A 12,757-nucleotide genomic window follows, 5' to 3' on the forward strand; every position below is an offset into this window, starting at 1 on the left:
CTCCGTGCGCGACCGGCCGCCCGGCCGCACATGCGCCGGGCGGCCAGGGATCGTCTAGTTGGTGCCGATCGGGGTGTTCTGGTAAGCGGTGACTCGCCATTCGCCGGCCTTCTTGGCCAGGATCCACATTGCCCGGATGGCGCGCTCCGGCGACACCTCGGTCTCGCCGGGCGCCAGCACGCCGCCCTTGGTGATGAGCACGCACGCCTCGGCGCCCAGGAACTTCACGGAGATCGGCTCGCCGTGCACCTTGGTGCCCTTGTAGGGGCCGGCGTACCCGCGCGCCATGAAGGCCTCGATGCCGTCGCGGCCCTCGACGAAGACGCCGCCCGGCAGGATCATCGTGGCGTCGTCGGTGAACACCTTGGCGAACGCGGTGGCGTCGTTGTCGGCCCAGGCGGCGATGATGCGCCCCGGCACCTCGGCGACGGCCGCCATCTGCTCCGGCTGGACGCTCGTGTCGGAAATGGTCATGCTGACACCTTTCTCTGCGGGTCAGGCCCGCACCGGGGTCTCCCGCAGCGCCGGTTCGGCGTGCGGGTCGGTGAGCAGGATGTGGGGGTCTTCCATCTCGTACCAGCCCACGCCGGGCGGGCACCGGTCGTAGCCGAGGAGCCGCTGCACCTCCTCGGGCAGCGTGCGCACGACGTCGCGCGGCACGGCGAGGAACTGGTTTTCCTCCTGGCGCAGGTTGCCCAGGTCGTACGAGACCGTGAGGCTCGTGCGCGGCTTGTCGGAGACGTTGCCGCCGCCGCCGTGGTAGACGCCGCCGAGCCAGAGCAGCCCGGACTTCGCGGGCATCGCGGCGGGGATCGCCTCCGCGTACCGGGGCGCGCGCTCGTCGTCCCAGTGGTGGCTGCCCGGGATCACCAGCGTGGCACCGTTTTCGGCGGTGAACTCGCTGAGTGCGAGCATGAGCTGCACCCGCGAGGTCGGCCCGGGGTGCCGGCGCAGGTGCAGTGAGTCGTCCCGGTGCAGCGGCTGGCGGCCCTGGCCGGGATCGATCTGGATAGCCTGCGTCGCGCTGATCTGGATGTTGGGCGTCATCTCGATGCGGGCCTGACCGACCCACATGTGTACCGGCTTCTCCATGATCCGCCGCGCCGCGCCGAGGTAGAGCGGCTGGAGGAAGACCGGCGTCAGGTGGGTGGTGCGGCGAAACAGCGACGAGACCCGCCGGGTCTGGTGGCCGTCGTAGCCGCTCTTGCTGTAGCGCGTGCCGTCGAGCAACGGGCCGAGGTCGGCCCAGAGGCCCTCGAACGTGGCGTCGTCGACGAAGTTCTCGATGATGATGCAGCCGTCGCGCTCCAGCACCTCGACCACGTCGTCGAGCGGGGCGTCGGGCTGCACACGGACGAAGTCGACCATCTCGGCTACCTCCCCAGCGTCTGAGCCTTCGCGACGATGTCGCGGGTGAACGTGGCCAGGTTGGGGTCCTCGAAGAGATCGCCGAGGTCCACCTGGACGCCGATCTCCTCCTGCACACGGGCCACGATCCGGACCGCTGAGATTGACTGCCCGTTGAGCTCGAAGAAGGTGGCGCCGTCCTCGCCGGGCGGCACGTCGAGCACGTCCCGCCAGATCGACGCGACCTGGTTCTCGATCTCGGCGACGCTCAACGCGCGGGTTTGGTCGATCGGCATGGGAGTCCCTCCCGATGTAATGTGATGGGTGTCGATTCGGGCCGGCCGGTGAATGCGGCGACCCCCACGCATATGATGTCGGTGAATTCGCCGAATGCGTTCTCCGCTATTGCGCTATTAACCTCGACATCGGAAAAGCGCGGCGGGGCCCCACGCGGGCCCCGCCGCCATCTTTTTCTACAGGTACTGCGTATTGGGCCCGAGGCCGCAGAGGATCCGGCCGTAGAGCTCGAGGTTGGTGTTCGGGTGCATGATCGCGTGCAGGTTGACCGTCTGCACGTCGCGTTCGATCCGCTGGATCGGCACGTCCTTGTAGATGGAGGAGCCGCCGCTGGCGGTGTTGAGCACGTCGACGGCCTCCTTGGCCGCCTGGCAGGTCGCGCCGAGGTCGAGCCGGGCCCTGGCGCGCTCCTCCAGCGTCCACTCCGCGCCCGCCTTGCCCTTGCTGTCGACGCGGTCGGCGGCCCGCAGCGCGTGGAACTCGGCCTGGTCGAGCTTGATCTGCGCGCTGGCGACCTGAAGGTGGGTCAGCGGCGCCTGGCTCTGGTCGGCGTAGTCGGTGTAGGTGATCTTGCGACCGGGCAGCCGCTCGAAGAACGCCTCCTTGCCGGCCTTGGCCAGCCCGTACGCCGTGGCGCCGACGGTCGCGCAGGCCACCGGCATGAACGGGCCGCGCCACATGGTCGCCGTCGGGTGCTGCTGAAGCGGGTGCTGGCCCATGATGATCGGCACCATCGGCAGGACCCGCTCCTTGGGCAGGAACACGTCCTTCGCCACCGTCGAGACGCTGCCCGAGCCGCGCAGGCCCGAGGTGTGCCAGTCGTCGACGACCATCAGGTCGGACATCGGGATCAGGGTCAGGATCGGCTCGTGACCGCCGTCGGGGGTCGCGAGCACCGCCGCGTTGGCGTTCCACTGGCTCTGCGTAGCGCCGGTGTTGAACGCCCACTTGCCGTTGAGCACGTAGCCGCCGTCGACGGGCACGGCCATCGCGGTCGGGCTGAGGATGCCGCTGATCCGCGTCGACGGGTCGCCGAAGACCTCCTGGCGCACGGCGTCAGGAAAGAGGCCGGTGATCCAGCTGCTGATGTGCCAGACCGCGACGGTCCACGCGGTCGAGCCGTCGCCGCGGGCCAGTTCGGCGATGACCTCGACGACGCTGCGCGTGTCGGCCTCGTAGCCGCCGAACTCCTCGGGCACCCGCATCCGCAGGATGCCGGAGTCGCCCAGGGCCGCCACGACGTCGTCGTGCAGGCGGCGGTTTTCCTCGCCCCACTGGGCGTGTTGGGCCAGCAGGGGCACCAGCTCCGCGGCCCTGCGCACGAGATCGGCGCGGGGCGGAGCATCGGTGATCGACATCGGTCCTCCTCGAAGGGGCTGTTTTAGCGCGCGAACTGTGCGCCGGAAGTCACGGCGGACGCCCACCTGACCCTGGCACCACCGGTGGTGGCGCGCATCTTCCCCCGTGCGTTTCTCGATCGCGCAGCGATATCGGCGACCGGCGCAATCTGAAAGGTGCGCTCTTCTAGCTGGCGCAGGGATATTGACTTTTGTCTCCGCATCTGTCGCGTCCCCAGACGGCGAAGGGAATTCACCCAATGGAACGGTTCCGTGTAGAAATCCCTCAGGAGGACGTGGCGGACCTGCGTCGCCGGCTGAGCGGCACGCGATGGCCGGCGCTCTTCGACGCGGGGTGGGACCGGGGCGTACCGACCGACTATCTGCGCGAGCTCGCCGCCTACTGGCGCGACGAGTTCGACTGGCGGGCCGCCGAGCGGCGGATCAACGCGGTGCCGCAGTTCGTCACCACCATCGACGGCGCGACGGTGCACTTCCTGCACGTGCGCTCGCCGCACCCGGACGCCGTGCCGATGATCGTCACGCACGGCTGGCCGGGCTCGGTGACCGAGTTCCTCGACGTGATCGGCCCGCTGACCGATCCGGTCGCGCACGGCGGCGACGCCGCCGACGCGTTCCACCTGGTCATCCCGTCGATGCCGGGATTCGGCTTCTCCGGACCTTTGCCGGCGCCCGGATGGAACAACCTCCGGGTCGCCCGCGCCTGGGCCGAGCTGATGCGGCGGCTCGGCTACGAACGGTACATCGCGCAGGGCGGCGACTTCGGTGCCGGCATCTCGTACGCGCTGGCCCAGGTCGACGCCGACCACGTGCTCGGCCTGCACCTCAACACGCTGGTGACCACTCCGGCGGCGGACGGCTCGGACGCGCTCGACGACGAGGACCGCTGGCGGCTGGCCCGCTCGAAGCGATTCCTCGACGTGCTCGCCGGCTCGATGAAGCTCCAGGCGACCCGGCCGCACACGGTGGCGTACGCGCTGACCGACTCGCCGGTCGGGCAGCTCGCGTGGATCGTCGAGAAGTTCAAGGACTGGGCCGACACCGGGAAGGCGCCCGAGGACGCGGTCGACCGCGACAAGATCCTCACGATCGCCTCGATCTTCTGGTTCACCGGCACGGCCGGCTCGTCCGCGCAGTTCTACTACGAGACCGTCGACTACCTGCCGATCTCGACGAGCACCATCCGGTACGCCCCGATCCGCCAGCCGCTCGGCGTCGCGGTGTTTCCCGAGGGCGTGTTCCTGCCGATCCGCCGCTTCGTCGAGCGCGACTTCCCGACGCTGGCGCATTGGTCGGAGTTCGACCGTGGCGGGCACTTCGCGGCCCTGGAGGAGCCCGACCTGTTCGTCGGCGACGTGCGGGAGTTCGCCCGTATCGTGCGGGGCTGACGGTGACCGACTTCCGGGTGGTCGGTGAGCGGCTGCGCAACTGGGGCCGCTGGGGCGACGACGACGAACGCGGCACGGTCAACCTCATCACGCCCGAGCGGCTCGCCGCCGCCGGTCGGCTGATCCACAAGGGACGGATATTCGACCTCGGCATCGACCTCGACGGCACGGGGCCGCAGAACGGCCGGTTTCGCATCAACCCCGTGCACCTGATGTCAGAGACGGGTGCCGAGCAGGTGTTTCCCGGCGGCTTCCGCTACGCCGACGGCTACCTGTTCATGCCGATACAGGCGTCGTCGCAGTGGGACGCGTTGGCGCACGTCTTCTACGACGGCCTGTTGTACAACGGACATCCGGCCGACGAGCTGACGGTCAAGGGCGCGGCGCGATGCGGGATCGACAAGCAGGGCAAGGGAATCGCCGGCCGCGGCGTGCTGCTCGACATCCCGGCTGTGCGCGGCGTCCCGTGGCTCGAGGCCGGCGAGGTGATCACGCCGGACGACCTCGACGCGGCAATCGCCGCGCAGGGCGGCGTGTCCGTCGGCGCGGGCGACATCCTGCTCGTCCGCACCGGGTGGCGGCGCAAGTTTCTGGAGCAGGGCCAGGAAGCCGGATTCATGGCCGGCGAGCCGGGTCTCGGGCTGGCCAGCTGCCAGTGGCTGCGCGACCGGGACGTCGCCGCGGTGTGCGCCGACAACTGGGCGGTCGAGGCGCTGCCGGGCGAGGACCCCGGCGCGTTCCTCGCCGTGCACATGGTGCTGATCCGCGACATGGGCATGACGCTCGGCGAGATCCTCGACTTCGAGGAGCTCACCGAGGACTGCCGGGCCGACGGGCGGTGGGAGTTCTTCTTCGCGGCGCCGCCACTCAAGATCACCAGGGCCGCCGGCTCGCCGATCAACCCGCTCGCCATCAAGTGACCTGGGAGACTTCATGGGACGCCACATGTTCACGTCCGAGTCGGTGACCGAAGGTCATCCCGACAAGATCGCCGACCAGATCAGCGACGGGATCCTCGACGCCCTGCTGGCCCAGGACCCGCGGAGCCGGGTGGCGGTCGAGACGCTCATCACCACCGGCCAGGTACACGTCGCCGGCGAGGTGACGACCGCCGCGTACACCGACATCCCGGCGATCGTGCGGGAGACCGTGCTCGGCATCGGGTACGACTCGTCGCGCAAGGGCTTCGACGGAGCCTCCTGCGGCGTCAGCATCTCGATCGGGGCGCAGTCGCCCGACATCGCGCGCGGTGTCGACCAGGCCGGCGCCGCGCAGGGCGCGGGCGACCAGGGCATGATGTTCGGCTTCGCGTGCACCGAGACGCCCGAGCTGATGCCGCTGCCCATCGCACTGGCACACCGGCTGGCGCGGCGGCTCACCGCCGTGCGCAAGGACGGCACGATCCCGTACCTGCGGCCGGACGGCAAGACGCAGGTGACGGTGGAGTACGACGGCCGGCGCCCGCTGCGCGTCGACACCGTCGTCGTGTCCGCCCAGCACGCCGCGGACATCTCGCTGGAGTCGCTGCTCACCCCCGACGTGCGGGAGAAGGTCGTGCTGCCCGAGCTGGCGGCGCTCGACCTCGACACGGCCTCGTTCCGGTTGCTGGTAAACCCGACCGGGCGCTTCGAGATCGGTGGACCGATGGGCGACGCCGGGCTCACCGGCCGGAAGATCATCGTCGACACGTACGGCGGGTACGCGCGGCACGGCGGGGGAGCCTTCTCCGGCAAGGACCCGTCCAAAGTGGACCGTTCAGGTGCGTACGCGATGCGCTGGGTGGCGAAGAACATCGTGGCGGCAGGCCTCGCCGAACGCTGCGAGGTCCAGGTCGCCTACGCGATCGGCGTCGCCGAGCCGGTCAGCCTGTCGATCGACACCTTCGGCACGGAGACGGTGGCGCCGGAGCGCATCGGCGCGGCGGTCACCGACGTCTTCGACCTGCGGCCGGCGGCGATCATCCGCGACCTCGACCTCATGCGCCCGATCTTCCAGGACACGGCGGCGTACGGCCACTTCGGCCGGGAACTGCCCGCGTTCACCTGGGAGGACACCAGCCGGGCCAAGGATCTCCTCTCCGCCGCGGGCTAAGGGGTACGAATGTCCACGGACGTCCAGTACGGCCTCTGGTTTCTCGACCGCCTGACGCCCGCGTCGCCGGCCTTCCACCACACCCGCGCGTACCGGATCTCCGGTCCGCTGGAGGTCGCCGCGCTGCGGGCCGCCTGGAGCGCGCTCGCCGACCGGCACGAGGTCTTGCGCACCCGCTTCGACGCGGTCGGAACGCCGGTCTTCGACGCGGCCGTCCCCGATCTCTCCATCGTGGACGTGTCGATCGTCGGGCGCCACGGTGAGCAGGCGGTGGAGCGGTTCGTCGCCGACCAGGCGGCGGCTCCGTTCGCCCTCGACAGCGGCCCGCTAGCCCGGCTGTCGCTGGCCCGGTTGGCCCCGCTGCGGCACCTCCTGGTGCTCGTCGTGCACCGGATCGTCGCCGACGAGCGGTCGATGTGGACGCTCGTCGACGAACTGGGCCAGCTCTACGCCGCGGCGCTGGGCGGCGAGCCCGCCGATCGCGTGTTCGCCGCGCCCGCACCGCGCTGGTCCGACCACGCTCGGCCGGCCCGCGGGGTCGAGGCCGCCGCCCGCCGCGCCGAGCGGTGGTGGCGCAAGGCGAGCGCACCGGCGCCGGTCGAGCTGCCGACCGACCGCGACCGTGGCGCCGCCGCCGACTGGCGGGCCGGTGTGGTTCCCTTCGACTGGGGCGTCGAGCTCGCCGACCGGATCCGCGGGCTTGCCGACGCCGCCGGCACCCGGCCGCTGGCCGTGGTCCTCGCCGCGGTCCTGGCGGTGCTGGCCCGCTACAGCGGCGAGTCCCGGATCGCGGTGGCGACGCCGGTCAGCACCCGGGGCGCCGACACGCCCACCGGGCTTGTCGGCCCGCTCGACAACCTCGCGCTCGTCGACGCCGACCTCGCCGCCACCCCTACGTTCCGGGAGCTCGTCGCGCAGGTGGCCGGGCGTCTCGATGCCCTCGGCGACCACCGGCACCTGCCGTTCAGCCGCCTTGTCGAGACGCTCGGCGCGCCCCGCGACCCGCGCACGGTCCCGCTCGTCGACGTGCTCGTCGCGCACCTCGACGACGATCCGGCCGGTCTGCGGGTCGCGCACGCCACCGCGACCCGCCAGGAGGTCGACCCGACCGCGACGGTCGCCGACCTCGAACTGCGGGTACGGACCGTACCGGCGGTGACCGGCACGCTCGCGTACCGCGCCGAGCTGTTCGACGAGGGGTCGGTGGAGCGGATCGCCGACCAGCTGCTGACGGCGCTCACCGCCGGCGTGGCCGACCCCGAGTCGCCGCTGGCCGAGCTGCCGCTGGACGACCCGGCGCGGGCCGCCACCGCGCTCCGTACCGGCGACCGGATCGCCGCGGGGCCACCCGCGGGCGTACCGGTGCACGAGCTGGTCCGGCGGATCGCCCGGCGGGCCCCGGACCGGCCGGCCGTGGTCTGGGAAGGCGGCGGCCTGAGCTACGCGGGCCTGTGGCGGCGGGCCGAGGAGATCGCGGCGGGTCTCGTCGCGCGGGGCGCGTCCGGCCAACCGGTGGTGGTCCGCGTCCCGTCCGGCCCCGACCAGACCGCGGCGCTGCTCGGCGTGCTGGCCGCGGGCGCACACGTCTGCTGGCTCGGGACCGGCGACCTCGGCGGGCGCGGCCGGGCGATCCTCGCCGACCTGAAACCGGCCTGCTTGCTGGTCTCCGGCGATCCCGACGACGACGAGGTGGCCCGCTGGGCCCGCACCGACCTCGACACCCCGGCCTACGACGTCGCCACGCTCGTCGAGGCCGGGCCGCTGCCGCCGGGCGACCCCGGCGCGACCGCGTACGTCGCGTACACGTCGGGATCCACCGGCCGGCCCAAGGGCATCGCCCAGCCGCACTCGGCGTTCGGCCAGTTCGTGAGCTGGCTCGGCACCCGGTTCGAGATGGGCCGGGACGCCCGTGTCGCGCAGTGGGTGGCGGCCGACCACGACCCGGCGCTCTGCGAGGTGTTCGCCACCCTCGTCGCCGGCGGCACACTGTGCCTGCCCACGCCGGCCATCCGGCTCCACGCGGAGAAGCTTCTCGACTGGATGGCCGCGGAGGAGGTCACCCACCTGCAAACCGTGCCCAGCTTCGCGCGGGAGCTGCTGCGCGCGCTCGGCGGCCGCACCGGCGAGCCGATGCGGGAGCTGCGCCACCTGCTGCTGATGGGTGAGGCGCTGCCCGGCGCGCTTGTCGAGCAGCTTCGCGCCGAGCTGCCCGGCGCGGCACTGTCCAATATCTACGGTCCAACGGAGACGATCGCGGCGACGTGGCATCCGGTCGACTCGACCGTCGAGGGCACCACGCCGATCGGCCGGGCGATCCCGGGCCGCCAGGTGCTGGTGCTCGACGAGGAGGACCGTCCCTGCCCGGCCGGCGTGACCGGCGAGATCGTGATCCGCAGCCCGTTCGTGGCGGCCGGCTACCTCGGTGTCGAGGGCACGGCGGCGGCGTTCGCCCCGGTGCGCGGGCTGCCGGGGGTCCGGTGCTACCGGACCGGCGACCTCGGCCGCTGGCGCTGGGACGGCGCGCTCGAGTACCGGGGCCGCCGGGACTTCCAGATCAAGGTGTACGGCGTCCGGCTCGAGCTGGGCGAGGTCGAGGCGGCGCTCCAGGCCCACCCGTCGGTGCGAGAGTGCGGCGCGGTGCCGGTGCGCGGGCCGGACGGGCTCGTCAACCGGCTGGACGTGTACGTCGTGCCGGTCCGCCGCGGCGAGGGCGCGTCCGAGGTATGGCGGGCGCACCTGCGCGAGCGTCTGGGCAAGGTGGTGCCGGTCGTGTTCCGCACCGTGCACGGCCGGCTCCCGCGCAACGCCGGCGGCAAGGTCGACCGGCGCCGCCTGCCCGAGCTCGCCCCGGTGGCGACGGCCGGCGCGGCGGCGCCGCTGACCGGCACCGCGCAGGCCCTCGCGTCCCTGTGGGCGCGGGTGGTCGGCGGCCCGCCGCCGGGCCTCGACGACCGCTTCTTCGCGGCCGGCGGTCGTTCCGCGCAGATCCCGGTCCTGCTCCACCACGTGTCCGAACGGTTCGGCGTCGACGTGCCGATCCGCGACTTCTACGCCAACCCGTCGCTGCGCGCCTTGGCCGCAGCGGTCGCCGACGCACAGGTCCATCAGGCACCACGGCTTCGATGAGGTGAGGGAAAGTGACCACGACCGAGACCACCGTCCTGCTGGACGGCGAGACCCTGGACATCCCGGGTGTTCGCCGGATCGCCGACGACGACCGGCCCTGCGAGGTGGCACCCGCGGCGCTCGCGCGGGCCGCCAAGAGCCGCGCGATGTTCGAGGACATCGTCCGCCAGGACATCCCGGTGTACGGGGTGACCACCGGCTACGGCGAGATGATCTACATGCTTGTCGACCCCGCCAAGGAGGTCGAGCTCCAGACCAACCTCGTGCGCAGCCACAGCGCCGGCGTCGGGCCGCTCTTCAGCCGCCGCGAGTCGCGCGCGATCGTGGCTGCCCGCCTCAACGCGCTCGCCAAGGGCCACTCCGCGGTCCGCCCCGACGTGCTGGAGCGGCTCGCGCTCTACCTCAACCTGGGCATCACGCCGGCGATCCCGGAGATCGGCTCGCTCGGCGCGAGCGGCGACCTGGCCCCGCTCTCGCACGTGGCGTCCACTGTGATCGGTGAGGGGTACGTGCTGAGCGGCACCAGCAAGGTGCCGACCGCGACCGTGCTGCGCCGGCACGGGATCGAGCCGCTGGAGCTGCGTTTCAAGGAGGGCCTCGCCCTGATCAACGGCACGTCGGCGATGACCGGCGTCGGCGCGCTCGTGGTGGACCAGGCGCTGATCCAGGTACGCCAGGCGGAGATCGTCACCGCGCTGGTGGTCGAGGCGCTGCGGGGCTCGACGAGCCCGTTCCTGCCCGAGGGGCACGACATCGCGCGGCCGCACCAGGGCCAGATCGACACCGCCGCGAACCTCCGCGCGCTGATGCGCGGCAGTCTCTCCACTGTGGAGCACAGTGACCTGCGCAAGCAGGTGGCGGCCACCAAGGAGGAGGGCAAGGACGTCACCCGCACGAACGTGTACCTCCAGAAGGCGTACTCGCTGCGGGCGATCCCGCAGATCCTCGGCTCGGTGCGCGACACGCTCGCGCACGCCACCAACAAAATCCACATCGAGCTCAACTCGGCCAACGACAACCCGCTCTTCTTCGAAGGCCAGGAGATCTTCCACGGCGCCAACTTCCACGGGCAGCCGGTCGCGTCCGTGATGGACTTCGTCACGATCGCGCTGACCCAGCTCGGCGTGCTCTCCGAGCGCCAGTCCAACCGGCTGCTCAACCGCCACCTGAGCTACGGCCTGCCCGAGTTCCTCGTCGCCGGCGACCCGGGGCTCAACAGCGGCTTCGCCGGCGCGCAGTACCCCGCGACCGCGCTGATCGCGGAAAACCGCACCATCGGGCCGGCGAGCACGCAGAGCGTACCGTCCAATGGGGACAACCAGGACGTGGTCAGCATGGGCCTGATCGCCGCCCGCAACGCGCGCCGGGTGCTGCGCAACAACGACACCATCCTGGCGCTGGAGTACCTGGCCGCCGCGCAGGCCGTCGACATCTCGGGCCGCTACGGCGACCTCAGCCCGGCGGCCCGCGCGACCTACGACCACGTGCGCTCGATGGTGCCGACGCTCGACCGCGACCGCTACATGGCAGACGACCTGGAGACGGTCACCGCCGCCCTGGCCCGTGGCGAGTTCGCCGACGCCGTCCTGCCGCACGTGGGTCAGCTGCGATGACCCGGCCGTTCACCGGCGCGGAGTACATCGACAGCCTGCGCGACGACCGGGAGATCTACCTCTACGGCGACCGGGTCAAGGACGTCACCACGCACCCGGCGTTCGCCAACGCGGTGCGGATGACCGCGCGGCTCTACGACGCGCTGCACGACCCGGCGCAGAAGGAGGTGCTGACCGCGCCGGTCGACAGCGGTGGCGAGGGCTTCACCCACCGGTTCTTCACCACGCCGTACAGCGCGAGCGACCTCGTGGCCGACCAGCGCGCGATCGCGGCGTGGGCCCGGATGAGCTACGGCTGGATGGGGCGCAGCCCGGACTACAAGGCGTCGTTCCTCGGCACGTTGGGCGCCAACGCCGACTTCTACGGCGAGTACGCGGGCAACGCGCGGGCCTGGTACCGCCGGTCACAGGAGCAGGTCCAGTTCTGGAACCACGCGGTCGTCCACCCACCGGTCGACCGCAACCGGCCGCCCGACGAGGTCGCCGACGTGTACGTGCACGTCGAACGCGAGACGGACGCGGGGCTCGTCGTGAGCGGCGCCAAGGTGGTCGCGACCGGATCGGCGCTGACCCACTACAACTTCATCGCCCACCACGGCATGCCGGTGAAGAAGCGGGAGTTCGCGCTGATCGCCACCGTGCCCATGGGCGCCCGCGGGATGAAGCTGATCTGCCGGCCGTCGTACTCGGCGACTGCCGCGGTGATGGGCAGCCCGTTCGACTACCCGCTCTCGTCCCGGCTCGACGAGAACGACACCGTGCTCATCCTCGACAAGGTCGAGATCCCGTGGGAGAACGTCTTCGTCTACGGCGACCTCGGCAAGGTGCAGATGTTCGCCGGGCGCTCCGGCTTCACCGAGCGGTTCACGTTTCACGGCATGACCCGGCTGGCGGTCAAGCTCGAGTTCATCGCCGGCCTGCTGGCCAAGGCGCTGGAGCTGACCGGCACCAAGGACTTCCGTGGCGTGCAGAGCCGGCTCGGCGAGGTGCTCGCCTGGCGCAACCTCTTCTGGGCGCTCTCGGACGCGGCCGCGCGCAACCCGGTGCCCTGGGTCAACGGCGCGGTGCTGCCGAACCCGCAGTACGGCCAGGCTTACCGGTGGTTCATGCAGGTCGGCTACCCCCGCATCCGCGAGATCATCATGCAGGACGTGGCGAGCGGGCTCATCTACATCAACTCCAGCGCGGAGGACTTCAAGAACCCGGAGATCCGGTCCTACTTGGACACCTACCTGCGCGGCTCGAACGGCAGCGACGCCGTCGAGCGGGTCAAGCTGATGAAACTGCTCTGGGACGCGGTCGGCACCGAGTTCGGCGGCCGGCACGAGCTCTATGAGCGCAACTACTCCGGCAACCACGAGAACACCCGGGTCGAGCTGTTCTTCGCCCAGCTCGCCTCCGGCCAGATCGACGGGTACAAGCGGTTCGTCGAGGAATGCATGAGCGAGTACGACCTCGACGGCTGGACCGTGCCCGACCTGGCGTCGTTCGCACACCTGCGCGCGGCGCGCGACGATCTCACGACCACCTGAGGAGG

The 12,757-nt window shown here is 71.4% G+C and carries 10 protein-coding genes; 6 read left to right on the forward strand and 4 right to left on the reverse strand.

Going from position 1 to position 12,757, the window contains the following annotated elements; translation table 11 throughout:
- Positions 1–54: 54 nt before the first annotated feature.
- The 4 genes from AC5L36_RS23140 to AC5L36_RS23155 form a co-directional block, all read right to left on the reverse strand.
- Positions 55–474, reverse strand: coding sequence for an SgcJ/EcaC family oxidoreductase (locus tag AC5L36_RS23140; protein ID WP_441219414.1), 420 nt, complete (start codon positions 472–474; stop codon positions 55–57).
- 21 nt (positions 475–495) lie between these two features.
- Entirely contained in the window at positions 496–1,368 is an 873-nt protein-coding gene (locus tag AC5L36_RS23145) for a phytanoyl-CoA dioxygenase family protein (RefSeq protein ID WP_441219416.1), read from the reverse strand.
- Between the two features lie 5 nt (positions 1,369–1,373).
- Complete coding sequence (locus tag AC5L36_RS23150) at positions 1,374–1,643, reverse strand: phosphopantetheine-binding protein (protein WP_441219418.1); 270 nt, start codon at positions 1,641–1,643, stop codon at positions 1,374–1,376.
- A 177-nt stretch (positions 1,644–1,820) separates the two neighbouring features.
- Positions 1,821–3,002, reverse strand: a complete 1,182-nt coding sequence (locus AC5L36_RS23155; RefSeq protein ID WP_441219419.1) for an acyl-CoA dehydrogenase family protein — start codon at positions 3,000–3,002, stop codon at positions 1,821–1,823.
- Between the two features lie 239 nt (positions 3,003–3,241).
- Here AC5L36_RS23155 and AC5L36_RS23160 point away from each other — a divergent pair, with 239 nt between their 5' ends.
- The 6 genes from AC5L36_RS23160 to AC5L36_RS23185 are packed head-to-tail and all read left to right on the forward strand — an operon-like array spanning position 3,242 to position 12,752.
- The gene (locus AC5L36_RS23160; protein WP_441219421.1) at positions 3,242–4,390 is read left to right on the forward strand and encodes an epoxide hydrolase family protein; all 1,149 of its coding nucleotides are present in this window, start codon (positions 3,242–3,244) and stop codon (positions 4,388–4,390) included.
- A 2-nt stretch (positions 4,391–4,392) separates the two neighbouring features.
- Complete coding sequence (locus AC5L36_RS23165; RefSeq protein ID WP_441219423.1) at positions 4,393–5,310, forward strand: cyclase family protein; 918 nt, start codon at positions 4,393–4,395, stop codon at positions 5,308–5,310.
- A 13-nt stretch (positions 5,311–5,323) separates the two neighbouring features.
- Positions 5,324–6,481: a methionine adenosyltransferase gene (gene metK / locus AC5L36_RS23170; RefSeq protein ID WP_441219425.1), complete on the forward strand. Its 1,158-nt coding sequence runs from the start codon at positions 5,324–5,326 to the stop codon at positions 6,479–6,481.
- A 9-nt stretch (positions 6,482–6,490) separates the two neighbouring features.
- Entirely contained in the window at positions 6,491–9,607 is a 3,117-nt protein-coding gene (locus tag AC5L36_RS23175; RefSeq protein ID WP_441219427.1) for a non-ribosomal peptide synthetase, read from the forward strand.
- A gap of 11 nt (positions 9,608–9,618) precedes the next feature.
- Complete coding sequence (cmdF, locus tag AC5L36_RS23180; RefSeq protein ID WP_441219429.1) at positions 9,619–11,220, forward strand: tyrosine 2,3-aminomutase; 1,602 nt, start codon at positions 9,619–9,621, stop codon at positions 11,218–11,220.
- Positions 11,217–12,752 carry a 4-hydroxyphenylacetate 3-hydroxylase family protein gene (locus tag AC5L36_RS23185; RefSeq protein WP_441219431.1) on the forward strand — a complete coding sequence of 512 codons (1,536 nt, stop codon included), beginning with the start codon at positions 11,217–11,219 and terminating at the stop codon, positions 12,750–12,752. The genes cmdF and AC5L36_RS23185 overlap by 4 nt, the downstream gene beginning before the upstream one ends.
- Positions 12,753–12,757: the final 5 nt, after the last annotated feature.

The organism is Phytohabitans sp. LZ39 (genome assembly GCF_059359075.1).